The organism is Staphylococcus saprophyticus subsp. saprophyticus ATCC 15305 = NCTC 7292 (assembly GCF_000010125.1).
Classification (GTDB): Bacteria; Bacillota; Bacilli; order Staphylococcales; family Staphylococcaceae; genus Staphylococcus; species Staphylococcus saprophyticus.
Map to the genome: position 1 here is coordinate 16,949 of NC_007350.1, position 19,981 is coordinate 36,929.

Annotated in this window: 15 protein-coding genes and 2 tRNA genes; 16 read left to right on the forward strand and 1 reads right to left on the reverse strand. The window is 35.2% G+C overall.

Annotated features, from left to right (window positions below; genetic code table 11):
• Positions 1 to 112 precede the first annotated feature (112 nt).
• The 5 genes from SSP_RS00065 to SSP_RS00085 all read left to right on the forward strand — a co-directional run bounded on the left by SSP_RS00065 (position 113) and on the right by SSP_RS00085 (position 6,483).
• Positions 113 to 1,039 carry a DUF2232 domain-containing protein gene (locus SSP_RS00065; protein ID WP_172606392.1) on the forward strand — a complete coding sequence of 309 codons (927 nt, stop codon included), beginning with the start codon at positions 113 to 115 and terminating at the stop codon, positions 1,037 to 1,039.
• A gap of 14 nt (positions 1,040 to 1,053) precedes the next feature.
• Positions 1,054 to 3,021: a DHH family phosphoesterase gene (locus SSP_RS00070; protein ID WP_011302020.1), complete on the forward strand. Its 1,968-nt coding sequence runs from the start codon at positions 1,054 to 1,056 to the stop codon at positions 3,019 to 3,021.
• Positions 3,018 to 3,464, forward strand: coding sequence for a 50S ribosomal protein L9 (gene rplI / locus SSP_RS00075; protein WP_011302021.1), 447 nt, complete (start codon positions 3,018 to 3,020; stop codon positions 3,462 to 3,464). The genes SSP_RS00070 and rplI overlap by 4 nt, the downstream gene beginning before the upstream one ends.
• Positions 3,465 to 3,503: 39 nt before the next feature.
• Positions 3,504 to 4,904 (forward strand): replicative DNA helicase, encoded by a 1,401-nt coding sequence (gene dnaB / locus SSP_RS00080; protein ID WP_037537355.1) that lies wholly within the window; start codon positions 3,504 to 3,506, stop codon positions 4,902 to 4,904.
• 295 nt (positions 4,905 to 5,199) lie between these two features.
• Positions 5,200 to 6,483: an adenylosuccinate synthase gene (locus SSP_RS00085; RefSeq protein ID WP_011302022.1), complete on the forward strand. Its 1,284-nt coding sequence runs from the start codon at positions 5,200 to 5,202 to the stop codon at positions 6,481 to 6,483.
• 89 nt (positions 6,484 to 6,572) lie between these two features.
• Here the strand turns inward: SSP_RS00085 and SSP_RS00090 are convergent, their stop codons facing one another.
• Positions 6,573 to 7,784: a macrolide family glycosyltransferase gene (locus SSP_RS00090; protein ID WP_011302023.1), complete on the reverse strand. Its 1,212-nt coding sequence runs from the start codon at positions 7,782 to 7,784 to the stop codon at positions 6,573 to 6,575.
• Positions 7,785 to 8,068: 284 nt separating this feature from the next.
• On the opposite strand from SSP_RS00090, the gene SSP_RS00095 reads away from it, so the two are divergent.
• From SSP_RS00095 to SSP_RS00145, 11 genes are all read left to right on the forward strand, one after another.
• Positions 8,069 to 8,143: transfer RNA gene (locus SSP_RS00095), tRNA-Glu, on the forward strand.
• A gap of 6 nt (positions 8,144 to 8,149) precedes the next feature.
• Positions 8,150 to 8,222, forward strand: a tRNA-Asp gene (locus tag SSP_RS00100).
• Between the two features lie 194 nt (positions 8,223 to 8,416).
• A complete protein-coding gene (locus SSP_RS00105) occupies positions 8,417 to 8,875 on the forward strand; it encodes a MarR family winged helix-turn-helix transcriptional regulator (protein ID WP_011302024.1) in 459 nt (152 codons plus the stop codon).
• A gap of 453 nt (positions 8,876 to 9,328) precedes the next feature.
• Positions 9,329 to 10,735, forward strand: a complete 1,407-nt coding sequence (locus SSP_RS00110) for a DHA2 family efflux MFS transporter permease subunit (protein WP_011302025.1) — start codon at positions 9,329 to 9,331, stop codon at positions 10,733 to 10,735.
• Positions 10,736 to 11,151: 416 nt separating this feature from the next.
• Complete coding sequence (gene yycF, locus SSP_RS00115; RefSeq protein WP_002481985.1) at positions 11,152 to 11,853, forward strand: response regulator YycF; 702 nt, start codon at positions 11,152 to 11,154, stop codon at positions 11,851 to 11,853.
• A gap of 12 nt (positions 11,854 to 11,865) precedes the next feature.
• Positions 11,866 to 13,698, forward strand: coding sequence for a cell wall metabolism sensor histidine kinase WalK (gene walK, locus SSP_RS00120; RefSeq protein ID WP_011302026.1), 1,833 nt, complete (start codon positions 11,866 to 11,868; stop codon positions 13,696 to 13,698).
• Positions 13,688 to 15,028: a YycH family regulatory protein gene (locus tag SSP_RS00125; protein WP_011302027.1), complete on the forward strand. Its 1,341-nt coding sequence runs from the start codon at positions 13,688 to 13,690 to the stop codon at positions 15,026 to 15,028. The genes walK and SSP_RS00125 overlap by 11 nt, the downstream gene beginning before the upstream one ends.
• Entirely contained in the window at positions 15,029 to 15,811 is a 783-nt protein-coding gene (locus SSP_RS00130) for a two-component system regulatory protein YycI (RefSeq protein WP_011302028.1), read from the forward strand.
• Positions 15,812 to 16,234: 423 nt separating this feature from the next.
• Positions 16,235 to 17,035 carry an MBL fold metallo-hydrolase gene (locus SSP_RS00135; protein ID WP_103301463.1) on the forward strand — a complete coding sequence of 267 codons (801 nt, stop codon included), beginning with the start codon at positions 16,235 to 16,237 and terminating at the stop codon, positions 17,033 to 17,035.
• Between the two features lie 599 nt (positions 17,036 to 17,634).
• Positions 17,635 to 18,114 carry a 23S rRNA (pseudouridine(1915)-N(3))-methyltransferase RlmH gene (gene rlmH / locus SSP_RS00140; protein WP_011302030.1) on the forward strand — a complete coding sequence of 160 codons (480 nt, stop codon included), beginning with the start codon at positions 17,635 to 17,637 and terminating at the stop codon, positions 18,112 to 18,114.
• A gap of 135 nt (positions 18,115 to 18,249) precedes the next feature.
• Positions 18,250 to 19,971, forward strand: a complete 1,722-nt coding sequence (locus SSP_RS00145; protein WP_011302031.1) for a hypothetical protein — start codon at positions 18,250 to 18,252, stop codon at positions 19,969 to 19,971.
• Positions 19,972 to 19,981: the final 10 nt, after the last annotated feature.

Genomic DNA, 19,981 nt, shown 5'->3' on the forward strand with positions numbered 1-19,981 from the left:
AGGATTATAGTGAAGGTGTATTTTCTGAATAGAACTTCTATATAAAATGGGTTGCCAATAATTGTATAAAAGTTTTAAAGAGGTTAAAATAAAGGGTATAGTCAAAAATAGTATGGGAGTGGCGAATTTGTTTTCTAAAATATATCCTAAAGCAACTGTGCTTAGTATTCTAACGCTAATCGTAGTCGCTTTGGCTTTGCATATATTACCACCGCTTGGTCTTGTATTGAGCGCGTTTGCGACAATTCCTGGCATTATCTTATGGCATAAATCAATTGAATCATTCGGATTGACAGCTGTCGTAACGGTTGTATTAACAACTTTACTGGGTAATATATTTGTATTAAGTATCATGGTCCTCGTGCTCATTACGAGTTTCGTTGTTGGCCAATTATTAAAAGAAAGAACATCTAAAGAACGTATACTATATATAACGACTACATATATTAGTATGATTTCATTAATTGCATTTATGGGACTGCAAACGTTTGATAAGATACCAAGCGCGACAGTTTTAATGAACCCAATAAAAGATCAAATGCATCAGGTTATTTCAGGTGCTTCAGTTGGTAACGAGTATAAACAAATGCTCGAAGAGGGATTCCGTCAATTGGCAGTTCAGTTACCAAGTATGGTAATCATTGCAGTTTTTCTACTTATTTTAATCAATTTAATTATTACTTTTCCAATTTTACGTAAATTCAAAATCGCTACACCAATATTTAAACCATTATATGCTTGGCAGATGAGCCGTTCATTATTATGGATATATATTATTGTCTTGATTTGTGTTATGTTTGCAAGCCAAGCTGGTACTTTCCAAAGTATCGTTTTAAACTTTGAAATTGTGTTATCATTATGTATGTATATTCAGGGGTTAAGTGTTATTCACTTTTTCGGCAAAGCAAAATCAATGCCACTCGTACTTACTGTGTTACTAATGGTTATAGGGACAATTTTAATGCCATTAACACATATTGTAAGTCTCCTGGGTGTAATCGATTTATGTTTTAACTTAAAAAGTATCATTAAAAAATGATTTGAGGTGGAAGAATGAACCGTCAATCCACTAAAAAAGCGTTGATTTTACCATTTGTAATTATGACGCTCACGGCAATTGCGCTGGTTGTAGTTTGGTTTGTTTTTAACCAACTCGTAGCAGGTATAGCGACGATTGTATTAGTGATTATTATTATAGGGACAGCATTTATGGTAAGACAAGCTTTACAAAAATTAGACAGCTATGTGGACAATTTAAGTGGTCATATCTCTGAAGGTAGTAATTTCGCAATTAAAAATCTACCTATCGGAATGATTATCTTAGATGAAAATGAAAACATAGAGTGGATGAATAGATTTATGTCGGAACGTTTAAATCGTAATGTAATTTCCGACCCAGTCAACGAAGTATATCCTAATATCTTAAAACAATTAGAAAAAACACAAGAAATAGAAATTAATGAAAATGAATACCACTATCGTGTGCGTTATTCAGAAAAAGAACACGTGCTTTATTTCTTCGACATTACAAAAGAAGTCTATACAAATGAATTATATGAATCATCTAAACCAATTATAGCGACATTATTCTTGGATAATTATGATGAAATTACCCAAAATATGAATGATACGCAAAAATCAGAAATTAACTCAATGGTTACGCGCGTCATCAGTAGATGGGCAACGGAACATAATATTTACTTTAAACGCTATAGTTCGGATCAATTCGTGGCATATTTAAACCAAAATATTTTAAACGAAATTGAAGCAACTAACTTTAGTATTTTAAGCCAATTACGTGAAAAGAGCGTAGGTTATCGCGCGCAATTAACATTAAGTATTGGTGTGGGTGAAGGTTCTGAAAATCTAATTGATCTTGGAGAACTTTCTCAATCTGGCCTAGATTTAGCACTCGGTCGTGGTGGCGACCAAGTTGCGATTAAACACATAAACGGTAATGTACGTTTCTATGGTGGTAAGACTGACCCCATGGAAAAACGTACACGTGTAAGAGCGCGTGTTATCTCACATGCACTTAAAGATATCTTAATGGAAGGCGACAAAGTGATTATCATGGGGCACAAACGTCCCGATTTAGACGCAATTGGTGCAGCAATCGGTGTATCCCGTTTTGCGATGATGAATAACCTAGATGCCTATATCGTTTTAAATGAATCTGATATCGATCCGACGTTACGACGTGTTATGGATGCGGTAAATGAAAAACCAGAACTTAAAGATCGTTTCATCACTTCAGATGAAGCATGGGATATTATGACTTCCAAGACAACACTTGTCGTTGTAGATACGCACAAACCAGAAATGGTCATCGATGAAAATATTTTAAATAAAGCCAATCGTAAAGTAGTCATTGACCATCATAGACGTGGTGAAAGTTTCATTTCGAGTCCATTACTTGTATATATGGAACCTTATGCAAGTTCAACAGCAGAACTCGTTACAGAATTACTCGAGTATCAACCAACAGAACAGCGTCTGACACGTTTAGAATCAACGGTCATGTTTGCCGGCATCATTGTAGATACACGTAACTTTACATTACGTACCGGCTCTAGAACATTTGATGCGGCAAGTTATTTACGTGCACATGGTGCCGATACAATCTTGACGCAACATTTCTTAAAAGATGACCTTGATACGTATATTAATCGTACTGAATTGATTCAAACAGTGAAACTACAAGATAATGGTGTTGCCATTGCACATGGTTCAGATGAGAAAATCTACCATCCTGTTACAGTTGCACAAGCTGCCGATGAACTGTTAAGTTTAGATGGTGTAGAAGCTTCTTATGTAATTGCAAGAAGAGAAGACAATGTCGTAGGTATGTCTGCGCGTTCACTTGGTGCAGTCAATGTTCAGTTAACAATGGAAGCACTTGGTGGTGGAGGTCATTTAACGAATGCAGCAACACAATTAAAAGATGTGACTGTTGATGAAGCAATTGAAAAATTACAACAAGCTATAACAGAACAAATGAGTAGGAGTGAAAATTCATGAAAGTAATATTCACACAAGATGTTAAAGGTAAAGGTAAAAAAGGCGAAGTTAAAGACGTACCAGTTGGTTACGCAAATAACTTCTTATTGAAGAAAAACATGGCAGTTGAAGCAACGCCAGGTAACTTAAGACAATTAGAACAAAAAAATAAAGCTGCTGAAGCAGAACGTCAACAAGAAATTGAAGATGCTAAAAAATTAAAAGAACAATTAAGTGAGATTGAAGTCGAAGTATCTGCTAAAACAGGTGAAGGCGGTAAATTATTTGGTTCAGTAAGTACCAAACAAATCACACAAGCATTACAACAACAACATGACATTAAGATTGATAAACGTAAAATGGACTTACCAAATGGTATCCATGCATTAGGTTACACTAACGTACCAGTTAAATTAGACAAAGAAGTTGAAGGTACAATTCGTGTACACACAGTTGAACAATAATAACGGATTGAGATATGAGGTGTAAGCGCAATGGATGGAATGGATGGAATGTACGAACAAAATCAAATGCCACACAGTAATGAGGCTGAACAGTCTGTCTTAGGTGCCATTATCATAGATCCAGAATTAATCAACACTACTCAGGAAGTATTACTTCCTGAGTCCTTTTATAGAGGGGCACACCAGCACATTTTCAGAGCAATGATGAACCTCAATGAAGATAATAAAGATATCGATGTCGTTACCATTATGGATCAGTTATCCCAAGAAGGACGATTGAATGAAGCGGGCGGTCCTCAATATCTTGCAGAATTATCAAGTAATGTGCCGACCACACGTAATATTCAATATTATACGGAAATTGTGTTTAAACACGCCACGAAGCGTAAATTAATTCAAACTGCGGATAGTATTGCGAACGATGGCTATAATGATGAACTGGAACTAGATACGATACTTAACGATGCTGAACGTCGTATATTAGAACTATCATCCACACGTGAAAGTGATGGATTTAAAGACATTCGAGATGTCTTAGGTGATGTTTATGAAAATGCAGAACTATTAGATCAGAACAGTGGTCAAACGCCAGGTATTCCAACAGGGTATCGCGATTTAGACCAAATGACAGCGGGTTTTAACCGTAACGATTTAATTATCTTAGCAGCACGTCCTTCGGTAGGTAAGACTGCCTTCGCACTTAATATTGCACAAAAAGTGGCAACACATGAAGATCATTTTTCTGTAGGGATCTTTTCTTTAGAGATGGGTGCAGACCAGTTAGCAACACGTATGATTTGTAGCTCGGGCAATGTGGATTCGAACCGCTTAAGAACAGGTATGATGACTGAGGAAGACTGGAATCGTTTCACAATTGCTGTAGGTAAATTATCACGTACAAAGATATTTATTGATGATACACCTGGGATTCGTATCACAGATATTCGTTCAAAGTGTCGTCGCTTGAAACAAGAACATGGCTTAGACATGATTGTTATTGACTACTTACAGTTAATTTCAGGTAGTGGTTCTCGTTTTTCTGACAATCGACAACAAGAAGTATCAGAAATATCACGTACTTTAAAGGCGATTGCCAGAGAATTAGAATGTCCTGTGATTGCATTGAGTCAGTTATCTCGTGGTGTAGAACAACGTCAGGATAAACGTCCGATGATGAGTGATATACGTGAGTCGGGTTCTATCGAGCAAGATGCCGATATCGTAGCCTTCTTATATCGTGATGATTATTACAATCGTGGCGAAGATGAAGACGACGATGATGATTCAAATTACGAACCACAAACGAATGACGATAATGGTGAAATTGAAATCATTATTGCGAAACAACGTAACGGCCCTACAGGCACCGTTAAGTTACACTTTATGAAACAATATAATAAATTTACAGATATAGATTATGCACATGCTGATTTTGGATAAGGTAAAAAAATAATTTTCTTGTTAATTTCCGTACAATAATACAAATACGTATTTTATTGTACGGTTTTTGTTTGTGTTTATTGCCGTGTATTCGCGGTAAGTATGTGTCCTTATAAATGTAAAAAATGGTCTTAATACTTGGTGCGACTGGATTTAAACTGTATCTCTTTCCACTTTGAACACCATCAAAATTTTCAAAATATAAATAAATTAATGTTCGATTTTTGGTTTGCAATATGGTTGGTGTATTGGTAAAATACGTAATGGTTAATCGAGAAAACTTGGAGGTGCTCATATGTCATCAATAGTAGTCGTTGGGACACAATGGGGAGACGAAGGTAAAGGTAAAATTACAGATTTCTTAGCAGAACAAGCAGATGTTATTGCACGTTTTTCAGGCGGTAACAATGCAGGCCACACAATTAAATTTGGTGGAGAAACATATAAATTACACTTAGTGCCATCTGGTATTTTCTATAAAGAAAAATTAGCAGTTATTGGTAATGGTGTCGTTGTCGATCCAGTAGCACTATTAAAAGAATTAGACGCGCTAAACGAAAGAGGTATTTCAACGGATAATTTACGCATTTCAAACCGTGCGCAAGTTATTTTACCTTATCATATTAAACAAGATGAATATGAAGAAGAACGTCGCGGAGATAATAAAATCGGTACAACGAAAAAAGGTATCGGTCCAGCTTATGTAGATAAAGCACAACGTATTGGTATCCGTGTCGCAGATTTATTAGATAAAGAAACATTTGAAAAATTATTAAAAGATAATATTGAATACAAAGGTGCATACTTCGAAGGGATGTTTGGCAAAGCATGTCCTACATTTGAAGAAATCTTTGAAACATATTATGCAGCTGGTCAACGTTTAGCACAATTCGTGACAGATACTGCAAAAGTTTTAGATGATGCCTTTGTAGCTGACGAAAAAGTATTATTCGAAGGCGCACAAGGTGTGATGTTAGATATCGACCATGGTACATATCCATTCGTTACATCAAGTAACCCAGTTGCAGGTAATGTGACTGTCGGTGGCGGTGTAGGTCCAACATTCGTCTCTAAAGTTATCGGTGTGTGTAAAGCCTATACATCACGTGTCGGCGATGGTCCATTCCCAACAGAACTATTTGACGAAGATGGGCACCACATCCGTGAAGTAGGTCGTGAATACGGTACAACAACAGGACGTCCACGTCGTGTAGGTTGGTTCGACTCAGTTGTATTACGTCATTCTCGTCGTGCAAGTGGTATTACAGATTTATCTATTAACTCAATTGATGTATTAACAGGCCTTAAAGAAGTTAAAATCTGTACTGCTTATGAGTTAGACGGTAAAGAAATTACGGAATACCCAGCTAACTTGAAAGACTTACAACGTTGTAAGCCAATTTTTGAAACATTACCAGGTTGGACAGAAGATGTGACAGGTTGTCGTTCATTAGAAGAATTACCTAATAATGCGCGTAGATACTTAGAACGTATTTCTGAATTATGTGACGTGAAGATTTCAATCTTCTCAGTAGGTCCAGACCGTAATCAAACAAACCTATTAAAATCACTATGGTAAAGATTGTAGATTAGATATTATAAAAACCTTGTAGATGTCATCACACAATGAGTGGATGGTACTTCGACAAGGTTTTTTGTTTATCTATATTAATGATTTATGTGATGATCGCGAAAAGTGAGGATTTGATCAACTGCCGTTACGTAACCAGGTTGATCCAAGGCTTGTGTTTGCTTGATTTTTTTAATCTGTGCTTGATAAGTTGCGCGATTCTGTAACATTTCCACAACTTTTGCTTTCAAATCTTCGGTTGTGACAGTTTCAGAATTCAGTTGTTGACCTACGTTGATATTTTCAATTTGTTGCGCAACGAGCGGTTGGTCCGCATTTTGTGGAAAAGCCAATAAAGGCACATCCATTAATAATGCTTCATTTGTACTATTCATTCCAGCATGTGTTAAGAAAAGTGCTGTATGCTGTAATAGTTCTGTCTGAGGTACATAGGATTTCAATAATACATTATCAGGGACTGTATCAAAGTCAGCCGCGTTATTTGCTTCACCAATCGATACGATGACAGATACATCAAGATCTTTTAACGCGGCAAAACATTGATTAAAGAAACCAATATTTTGATTAAATACCGTGCCAAGGGAAACGTAAACTATTGGTCGGCTTTGATCAACTTGACTCATAAAATCCGTTGACTGTGGTTGCATCACAGATGGTCCAACAAAACGATAATGTGCTGAATCAAATAATTCAGGATTTATTTGGAATTTTTCCAAGATATAAGCAATATTGAAATCCCCCGGATTATTCATTGTTTCATAACGTGAGTTAACCTCGACGCCATAGGTTGTTTGAATATGCTGTTGTAAATGATTAAAAGTGTCTTCTACGTCATTCATTTCTGTTTCTGATAACGCCTGTGCATTATAGTTGAGTGCCGCTTCAAACGTTTCTGCAGTATGTGCAAAAGAGGTAATCGACGAAATGGTAGGAATATGTAATTTTTGCGCAATTAAGTTACCAAAACTAAACATGGAGTCAGAAATTAAATAATCATAATGTTCATTTTTCGTATCTTCCAAAATCTTTGGAAGTATTACATCCGCAGTATTCAATAAGCCGTTGACGACGTGGAATAAATTGCCAGAGCCGTATGCTGTAAAGCGTTGTATAATCTCATCTGTTGGTAGTGTACGTATTTCCACACCCGTATCTTTTAGCTTGTCTTGATATTGATCTCCAATGTAGTAAACCACCTCTTCACCACGCGCCACAAGTTCTTTACACACGGCAATCGTAGGATTAAGATGTCCAATGGATCCTGAATTAATAAATAATACCTTAGCCAATCATAAGCCCTCCTCATATTTTATTTAACTAGTTTATCAAAAAGTGTTGAAAACAAAAAAGATTTAAATTTTAATAGTTTTTAAAAAATATCAATTTCTCATATTTTAGTGACTGAAATGATAAAAATGAATGTGCTGCCATACCAATATGACAGACTTTTTAAGCGTTTTAGCACCGTATTTGAACTTTATACAATTAATATAGAAAATTATACTAATAAAATTAAAAAAATAGCTTGTCATCCGGTATAAGAGTTGATATAATTTATTTTGTGCTTAAGACAGGCTCCTTGGTCAAGCGGTTAAGACACCGCCCTTTCACGGCGGTAACACGGGTTCGAGTCCCGTAGGAGTCACCATTTTTAGGTCTCGTAGTGTAGCGGTTAACACGCCTGCCTGTCACGCAGGAGATCGCGGGTTCGATTCCCGTCGAGACCGTATAAACCCATCCAATAGGATGGGTTTTTTTATGCGTAAATATAGAAATGTATAAGTTTTGCTAGATAATTTTTTATATCATGTTGTAATATGGTGGATGAGCAATACTTTATCGTATGTTTTGGTTGGAACCTATTTAATGAATGAATAAACTTTTTTACAATGAAATGAAATTTAAAATGAGGAGTAAATAAATGACAAATCATAAGCATATAGAAGAAACAGATTTGATTAACCTCATCAGTGATCGACACCATGACTTAAGACAAAAAGTAGAATATATGACGGCACAACAATTACCTCAGGTTCATTTTGGTAGTTCTGAATGGTATTTAATTATGATCATTAAATATGATCAGCCTACTTTTGCAGAACTCACGCATAAGATCAATTTAACGCGTCAGGCAATCCATAAAGCAGTGAAACAATTAGAACAGAAACAAGTTGTTCAAATTGAAAGTGTGCCCAATAATAAGAAAGAAAAACGTGTAACCTTAACGGAATTTGGTATCATGTGTTATGAGAAATATATTAAAAACAAACAACACATCATTGAACATATTGGTCAAGTGATCGGTGCGTCAGAAGTTGCACATTTAGAGCAATTGTTACAAGCAGACTGGCAATTAGAAAATGATAAGCCAGATGAATAATTAGAGTATATAAAACGATAAACACAACGTTACATACTCTAATTTTTTTGCAATTCATTATTGTCAACTAGGTTGACAATAATGGCGAAATTTTGCTAAAGTAAGTTGGTCAGTCTTTTCGACTACATAAATAGCTAGAGCATTTATATAGAAGATTGTCGCATAATGATGAAACAATGTTACTTAAAGATGGCTTGAATTCAGGGGTATGTGGCATAAAGTTTCTTTACAAAGGGATCTTGAGTAACATCAAACATCTTCTATATAGCATGCATCATTCTTAGCATAATAAAAATTCAATGGAAATATAGGAATAAGTCATAACTTATGTAGATGAATTAAGTAGAAGAAAGCAATCGATGATTATGGAAACAGTAGTTGATTTGTCTCATCCATACTTAACACTCTCATTTATACTTATACTTCATTTACCATCAAAAAGGAGTATATCAAATGGCAACACAAGTAAACGTAAAAAGCCCGAAAATGTTTGCACTGGTCTTAATGATTGGTGGATTTATGGGACTATTCAGTGAAACAGCACTCAATATGGCATTAACCGATATTATGGCTGACTTTAAAGTATCAGCGGCAACGGTGCAATGGTTAACGACAGGGTACTTACTCGTCATGGCTTGTTTAGTACCAGCGTCATCGTACCTTATTAAATGGTTTAGCACAAAAACACTAATTGTTTCAGGTATTTTATTATCATTATTAGGCGTAGTTATTGGCGCGCTTGCACCTAACTTCGGTTTACTATTATTGGGACGCTTGATTCAAGCGTTAGGGACAGGTATTTTATTACCTATTATGGTTACGGTTTTGATGCTTATCTTCCCAATTGAAAAACGTGGTGCGGTTATGGGCATCATGGGACTGGTTATTACAGCAGGGCCAGCACTCGGCCCCACACTTTCAGGTGTCATTATTTCCGCATCTAGTTGGCACTACATCTTCTGGATCAGTGCAGTGTTATATTTAGTCGTCTTAGGTTTAGCTTTTACAAATACTGAGAATGTAGGAGAGATTTCGAAGCCTAAAATCGATATCCTATCCATTTGTTTATCAACGATTGGATTTGCTGGATTAATCTTCGCATTAAGTTCAATGGCAGAAGCGGCCTTCACAAATGTTATCGTTTGGCTACCATTAGTCATCGGTATCCTAGCCTTAATCATCTTTGTTGTACGTCAATTTAAAATTGACTCACCAATGCTTAACTTAAATGTCTTTAAATATCCTATGTTCGTCCTTGGGGCAGCTATGGTATTTATTACGATCTTATGTATTTTATCAACAGGCATCTTATTACCCTTATATTTAAAAGGCGCCTTACTATTTAGTTCAGTGATTGCTGGTTTAACGTTATTACCTGGTAACGCAGTCAATTTAGTATTGTCTCCGGTCGTCGGTTCATTGTTTGACCGCTTTGGTGCGAGATACTTCGGCATTATCGGGTATTTATTAATGTTTATCGCTGCAATGACGTTTGCACTTATTATTTCTGCATCCACACCAGTTTGGGCCATTATTCTTACGTTTATGGTACTTTTCTTTGGTATCACAATGGTAATGATGCCAGCACAAACGAACGCTTTAAATCAACTACCACACGATTTATACGCAGATGGTTCAGCTACCATTACGACATTAATACAAGTCGGTGGTTCAGCAGGTACAGCTATCGCCATTACGCTTTATACAACAGCAATGAAATCATTTGGCGCTGCTAATCCGAATGTAAGCCAAGAAATCATACTTTCACATGGCGTACAGTTTACCTTTTTCTTTATCACTGCATTAACAGTGATTGGTTTTATACTTTCATTATTCGTTAAGAAACAGAAAAGTGTCTAAGCATCCGTTACAGTGATTAGTAAGCTATGACAATGAGGCTTTTCAACATTGAAACAAGCGTTGCGTCGACACGCACGTGATAAATAACGGAATGATACAGTTTTAGATAAATATAAAGCACCACAGAGGGAGGAGCATACGTCATCTAATGCATATTAGGTGACGCGTGCGCTCCCTTATTTGTGTTATAAGCAATAAATTAGAATGATACAGGATGCTTGTTTAAACTAGGCATACCTATGATGACCCGATGAATACCCATTTAATCGGGATAATGTTATAATTTTACAATATACAATTTTAAATTTTTATTTGGAAAAATAGAATTAGCGCGCCATAAATGGTAAATTGTATTATAGGGAAATGCGTAGAATTTAATGTAAATGTACTACAATATAGAAATGAGGTTTATAAATATGGCTAGAAAAGTTGTTGTAGTCGATGATGAAAAACCAATTGCTGATATTTTAGAATTTAATTTGAAAAAAGAAGGCTACGAAGTATTTTGTGCCTATGATGGTAACGATGCAGTCGATTTAATCTATGATGAAGAACCAGACATCGTGTTATTAGACATTATGTTACCTGGTCGCGACGGCATGGAAGTTTGTCGTGAAGTACGTAAAAAATACGAAATGCCAATTATCATGTTAACAGCGAAAGACTCAGAAATTGATAAAGTATTAGGTCTTGAGCTAGGTGCAGATGACTATGTGACGAAACCATTTAGCACACGTGAATTAATCGCGCGTGTTAAAGCCAACTTACGTCGTCATTATTCACAACCAGCACAAGAAGTTAATGATGCGTCCAATGAAATTACGATTAAAGATATCGTCATCTATCCAGATGCATACTCTATTAAAAAACGTGGCGATGATATCGAATTAACACACCGTGAATTTGAATTATTCCATTACTTATCTAAACATATGGGACAAGTAATGACACGTGAACATTTATTACAAACTGTTTGGGGTTATGACTATTTTGGTGATGTACGTACAGTAGACGTAACAATTCGTCGTTTACGTGAAAAAATCGAGGATGATCCATCTCATCCAGAATATATTGTTACACGTCGTGGTGTTGGATATTTCCTCCAACAACATGAATAGAGGCATATATTAATGAAATGGCTTAAACATTTTCAGTCCTTACACACGAAATTGGTTATTGTCTATGTATTACTCATTATAATCGGTATGCAAATTATCGGTTTATATTTTACGAATAGTCTAGAAAAAGAATTAACACAAACATTTAAAAATAATATTTCGCAATACGCGAAACAAATTGAAATTAATATAGAAAAAGTCTATGACGAAGATAATGCAATTAATGCTCAAAAAGAAGTTCAGAACTTACTTAATGAGTATGCGAATAGACAAGAAATAGAAGAAATCCGCTTTATAGATAAAGATCAGATTATCATGGCTACTTCAAAGCAGTCTACGCGTAGTCTAATTAATCAAAAAGCGAATGACAACTCCATTCAAAAGGCACTGTCACTCGGTGAAATCAATAGCCATACCGTATTAAAAGACTACGGTAATGGTAAACAACGTGTGTGGGTATACAACCTGCCTGTGAAAACATCAAACGATGGCACAATTGGTGATGTCTATATCGAAGCGGACATCAATGATGTGTATAACCAATTGAGCAATATCAATCAAATCTTTATCGTTGGTACAGGGATATCACTATTGATTACCGTGATACTCGGTTTCTTTATTGCCCGTACCATTACAAAGCCGATTACAGACATGCGGAACCAAACCGTTGAAATGTCTAAAGGTAACTATACACAACGTGTGAAAATCTACGGTAACGATGAAATCGGTGAGCTCGCACTCGCCTTTAACAATCTGTCCAAACGTGTTCAAGAAGCACAAGCGAATACCGAAAGTGAGAAACGCCGTCTCGATTCTGTTATCACACATATGAGTGACGGTATCATTGCAACCGACCGTCGTGGCCGTGTGCGCATTGTCAATGACATGGCACTCACTATGATGGGCACAATGAAAGAAGACATTATCGGTGACCACATGCTTAAAGTGCTTAAACTCGAAGAAGATTTCTCATTAGATGAAATTCAAGAAAATAATGATAGCTTCTTATTAGATATTAATGAAAATGAAGGTATTATTGCCCGGGTTAACTTTAGTACGATTGTACAAGAAACTGGTTTTGTGACAGGTTATATTGCCGTGCTACATGATGTAACAGAACAACAACAAGTAGAACGCGAACGCCGTGAATTCGTTGCGAACGTCTCACACGAATTGCGTACGCCACTGACTTCCATGAACAGTTATATCGAGGCACTCGAAAGTGGTGCTTGGAAAGATGGCGAATTAGCACCACAATTTCTATCCGTTACACGTGAAGAAACAGAACGTATGATTCGTCTTGTTAATGACCTATTACAATTATCTAAAATGGACAATGAATCAGAGCAAATTACCAAAGAAATTGTCGACTTTAATATGTTTATTAATAAAATCATTAACCGCCATGAAATGTCAGCAAAAGATACGACATTTGTGCGTGAAGTACCAACCGAAACCATCTTTACGGAAATCGATCCAGATAAGATGACCCAAGTGTTTGACAACGTCATAACGAACGCGATGAAATACTCTCGTGGCGATAAACGTGTCGAGTTTCACGTGAAACAGAATGCGTTATATAATCGTATGACCATTCGTGTGAAAGATAATGGGATTGGTATTCCAATTAATAAAGTAGATAAAATATTTGACCGCTTCTATCGTGTAGATAAAGCACGTACACGTAAAATGGGTGGTACAGGTTTAGGCTTAGCCATCTCTAAAGAAATCGTTGAAGCACACAACGGTCGTATATGGGCAAACAGCGTAGAAGGACAAGGCACGTCAATCTTTATTACACTTCCTTGTGAAGTTCTAGAAGATGGTGATTGGGATGCGGAGTAAAGAATTAATTAAATCGATTATCCTCATCCTTCTTGTCTTAATGAGCGTCGTGTTAACCTATATGACTTGGAATTTCTCACCCGATTTAGCCAATGTAGATAACCAAGGTAGCAACAGCAAAGATTATGAGCCCAATACAATTGGCAAACCGTTGAATCAAGGTATGGATCAAGTCATTACACCCTATCAAGTGGTTCACTCTAAAGGTGACCAAACTGAAGGCATGGAAGCGACAAAGCAAAATATCGAAACCATATTAAAGCCATTAAAGAACCATCGCGTATTGCATGCGGAACAAATGCACAGCAACCACAACTTAATCATTCCAGATTTAACGGATGAGTTTCTCATACTTGATTTCAGCTATGACATGCCATTAGCAACCTACTTAGGACAAGCGCTGAATATCGATGCCAAAGTTCCGAATAATTTTAAATTCGATCGACTTATCATCGACAATAACAAAGATGGCAATGTGAAACTTTATGCGATTAGTAGCGATAGACATAACGTTGTGCGTATGACCACTTCCGCAAAATTAAATAACTTAAAAAAAGTGATGCAAACACAACATAAAAAAATGCAGCCATACTCAGAAATCATAACGAATAAAGATACGATTGATAGAGCGACACATATCTTTGCACCAAAAGCACCAGAAGCGATGAAATCATATCATACGATTTACAACCGCATCAGTGTTGATACGATGAACTCTATATTATTCAATGATTCTGTCGTTGTACGTAGTACGAAGAGCGGTACCGCAACCTATAACAATAATACAGGTGTGGCGAATTATAATGATGAAACTGAAAAGTATCGTTATACTAACCTCTCAGAAGATGAAAACCGTTCAACTAACATGCAAGATAGTATACCAAGTACCTATGACTATATTAATAACCACGGTGGTTTTACTGATGATTATCGTTTATTCAATATAGATAATAAAAATGGGGAACTTACCTATCAAATGTTCTTAAACGGTCGTCCAACATTTAACGATGAATATTTAAACAATATCAAAGTATCTTGGGGAGATAAAGGCGTCTTCAGCTATGCACGTGCATTGCTTAAAGCCAATGTCACAATTGACAGTGGCGGAAATGAAACGAAATTGCCTGGTGCTGAAACGGTACGTTCAGAGTTGGCCAACAACCCAGAAATTAACTTTGAAGATGTGACGAACATGACGATTGGTTACAGAATGGAAGAAAAACCAGATAAAAGTGATATTGAAATTCAACGCAATAGCGAATTTAAACCACAATGGTATGTACAATATAACGGTGAATGGCGTGCATACGAAGATGGGAGGCTAGAATAAATGAACTGGAAACGAGCCAAAACTTTATTTATTTTCGTGTTTATTCTAGTCAATATTAGCTTAGTGATTATTTATATTGATAAGGTGAATAAATCGCATATCAATGATAGCGAAGAAGAAAATGCTGTGAATTTTAAACAAGAAGAAATTACAATTCCTGATAACCTTCCAAGTGTTAAAGGTTTGAAAATGCAATTATTGACTGCACGGTCATTTGATTTTTCATCTTATGCAAAATCACGCTCTGAGATCTCAAGTGAAGATTCCGGTGCCAGAGCAAAAGGCGATATCAATAATGCAGTCGATGTCGGAAATGATCAATATACCGCATTAAAATCTTACGTCAAAGACAATGTCTATAAAGGTAAGGATTACGAAATGAGTAATATTGATAACGACAAAGTGACCTTTGAACAAACGTATCATGACTATCCAATTATGAACAATAATAAAGCGAGACTTGAATTTAACATCAATAATGATGGTAAAGCAACGAGCTATAAGCAAACCGCAATGAAATCGATTGCGCCATCAGAAGGTGCGAATAATGATAAGAAACAAGTGAATTCAGCTAAGAGCGCCATAGAAGCACTGTATTATAATCGTTACTTGAAGCGTAATGATGAAGTAACCAATGCACGACTTGGCTACTATACCGTTGTTAAAGAGCCGAACGTACAAGTACTCGAAGCCAATTGGGAAATTAAAGTCAAACACGGTGATAAGATTAAGACCTACTATGTCGAAGCCGTATCAGACAGCCCCAAAATTATTGAAGAATAATGTGGATTATATAGGCACACCTTTTGAAGGTGTGCTTTTTTGGATTGTTTGAGTTTTGTTTGAGAATTTTTGAAAAAGATGCTTGTTAAAATAAACAATATACACAGAAGTGAAGTCAAAAGTATGTTAAAATTAAATACTGTTAATAACGTGTTATGGAAATTTTAAATAACGCGAAAAGATATTATAAAAAAGTCGAAATCATGTTGATTTATCATTGAGTAGATAATCATAAGACGGTTAATATTTTAGAAAAGTGCAGTATGCTTGTAACTTTTATAACGATATAAGGAAAAGTTATGATAGCGTTGCTAGATTGCACTTTATCAATAGAATAAATTAGACAGAGGGCATGTTGAGGGCACATAAACCGTAGTCTGCCCAGTAATAATAACGTTAAACAATGTTTATAGATTAGAAAGGGTGAATCGCTTGATACGTATGAGTGTATTAGCGAGTGGTAGTACAGGAAACGCCACTTATGTGGAAAGTGATAAAGGCAGTATCCTTGTCGACGCAGGTTTGACAGGAAAGAAAATGGAAGAACTATTTGGACAAATAGACAAACAGATTCAAAATTTGAATGGCATCTTGGTGACACATGAACACTCGGACCATATTAAAGGTCTTGGCGTGTTAGCACGTAAATATAAATTGCCAATTTACGCTAATGAAAAAACATGGACAGCAATAGAAAAGAAAGACAGCAAAATTCCAATGGATCAAAAATTTATCTTCAATCCATACGAAACAAAATCATTAGCCGGCTTTGATATCGAATCGTTTAACGTGTCACACGATGCCATCGATCCACAATTCTATATCTTCCATAACAATTATAAGAAATTTACGATTTTAACAGACACAGGTTATGTCTCAGATCGTATGAAAGGCATGATTCAAGGCAGCGATGCATTTGTCTTTGAAAGTAATCATGATGTAGATATGTTACGCATGTGCGGTTACCCTTGGAAGACCAAACAACGTATCCTCAGCGATATGGGCCATGTTTCCAACGAAGATGCAGGTCGTGCCATGACAGACGTCATCACAGGTAGTACCAAACGCATTTACCTGTCTCACTTATCACAAGACAACAATATGAAAGATCTCGCACGCATGAGCGTCGGCCAAGTACTTAACGAGAACGATATCGACACAGAAAAAGAAGTACTTCTGTGCGATACCGACAAAGCCAACGCCACACCAATATATACGTTATAGAAGCCCTTGCCCCTTTATTGAGGGGTTAGGGCTTCTTAATGCATTAGCGTAAGCGAATGTAATCATTAATATAAACAGACTTAACAGGAAAAGTTTAGCAACTACTTAAGGAACTCACATAATAGACATCATTTAAGATACATATTTAACCTATATCTCATAAGGAGATATAGGTTTTTTTGTTAGCCGTCATCATAAATCGTACATGGTTATACAACCCTATGTCTTAACACAGATTAAATATACAGTAATCGAATAAATATAACCAGGGGATAACTTAGCATTTTGTAAGGATTAGACAAGAGCTTTATGAAGAAAAGGTTAAGTTTGTGAATAAGTATGTAAGACAACCGTCAACTTATCCACTGTTTTGTCCAAAGTTATCCAGAGATGTGCACAATTCACATATAAATACCCACATTATACACAGGGTTATCCACAAATACACAGGTTATTCTTTCTTTTTTGTTGATAAAACGTAAAAATTATTAAAAAGCAGTATACATTACTGTTATAATAAGAGGGAATAGTGTGAATAAGTGTATAACTTGTGGATAAGTCTAACAACTTATACTTTTCACTAAACTCGGAGGATAAAAATGAAGATAACAATACTCACAGTAGGTAAATTAAAAGAGAAATACTGGAAACAAGCCATTGCAGAATATGAAAAACGTTTAAGTGCTTATTCAAAAATTGAAATCATCGAAGTTCCCGATGAAAAAGCACCAGAAAATATGAGCGATAAAGAAGTAGAACAAGTTAAGGAAAAAGAAGGCCAGCGTTTGCTAGCAAAAGTAAAACAGCAGTCCACGGTCATCACGTTAGAAATTAAAGGTAATATGTTAACGTCTGAAGGTTTGGCAAAAGAAATAGAAAGCCGCATGACACGTGGCCAAAGTGACTTTACATTCATTATTGGCGGGTCCAACGGTCTGCATAAAGACGTACTAGACCGCAGCGACTACGCACTATCATTCAGCAAGATGACCTTCCCACATCAAATGATGCGCGTGATATTAATAGAACAAGTTTATCGTGCGTTTAAAATCATGCGAGGGGAAGCCTATCATAAATGATGCGGTTTTTATAATTAGATTATCTATTATTAAACTGCACATATGCTTCAAGCATTATTTTATTTGTTATACTTATTACACTTAATTGTTATAACTTGTTATACTTATATATATTAAGTAAATTGGAGGAATAATATGGATTCTGGTTATCATTTACCACATAATGCAGTTGTAGTAGAAGAATTTGAATTTATGCTGTCACTTTTGGATGTAAGTAAAGAATACTATATTTATGAAGATTTAAAAGCTCTCTTTTTTGAAGAGATGGTTAAGAATGGTTTGTTTGAAAAATTCCATGGTAGAATGTATGAAAGGATTAAAAATTCTATAAACATGAAAGAAATCTACTTTAAAGTATATAATGGAAAAGCAACCTATGATGATATAAAAAAACTATATTATACTGATAGCGAAAAAAAGCCTAGTAAAAATTTCAATCAGAATTGGAATGAAATTATACGTGATTACCTTGAATTTATGGCATTTTTAGGAGTGTTACCCACATATTATAAAGGAAAAAATCGGGAAAATGATAAAAAACATTACATAAGTGATACGTTAATAAAATATAAAAATGGAACTTTATTATTATCAGACATAATATTAGGAATGAAGTTTAGAAATGCTTCTAAAGATTATAGTAATTTTGAAATGTATGATATAACTTTACGGCCATTTGTTGTTGCAATAAAAATTTTACAACTTGCAAAGGAACTTGGAGTGTTAGAAGTAGATGGAGCAGTATTATGTGGGTTAGTAAAATTACAAAATAATGAATCATTGAAAGATATGTCTAATATCGATTTTTCAAATAGAAACAATAATAATTGGACAAAAAAACAAATCAAAGAATTTGGTAGAGGCTTAACTTTTATGAAACAATGGTTGAATATAGTTTTGGAAATTCCTTTAGTAAATACTAGAAATATAAAATTTGATATAACAAATTTTGATATTAATAATTATGATTTTTATCATGAAAGTATTTTCATTGGTGAAACATATAACCATTTGGAGATTACTCCGCAAATTGCAAATATTATAATTTGTCCTGAAAAATGTAATGATGAAGAAGTTTTAAGTATTCTAAAGGATGCAAAATTAATTAATGAAAATAAACAAAATGCACATATAAACTTCGATACAGATTTACCAAGTCGTGAATTAGTTATTGAGGCAGATAGATTATTTAAATCGAAAAGTAAAATAGAATTTGAACTTGATGAAGTTCAAATTCAAGAATTTAGTATGAGCAATGAAAACTTTGATATCGGTTTTCAAATTGCAAAATCATCAGACGGTACTGCTTATGAGAATTTTATATATCAGCAATTGTTAAATACATTTGAGAATTCTAAAGTTAGACAGTTAGGAAGCCAATTTACAGGTCAACGATTATCAGATACAGTTATAGATTGTGTTGTTTATCACCATCAAATGAAGAGTAGAATTAAAATAATTGTAGAATGTAAGGCTGGAAAAGCAATAAAAAGTTTTGATGAAAGAAAAGAAATTAACAATGTACAAAATACATTAAAATTAGCAAATATTAATGACTATGATGGTGTTTGGTATATTATTACTGATAGCAACCAAATACCAACTCAAACACATGGTGGATATAGAAGCAGTAATAACAGTTATTCATTTGAAGAAAAATTACTGACTCTACAATTTGATATTCAAATGAGTACAGGGAAGCCGACAATAGTTACTGCCTTTAGTTATGAAATGTTCATGAAATTTTTATCTGACATTAAAGAAATTAATGGTATAATAACTAGTCAGAGTACAAAACATTTTTGGGTCTGGAGCAAGAAATTTGTTAATAAGGCTTATATATCTGTGCAAGCGTAAGTATAGCAGG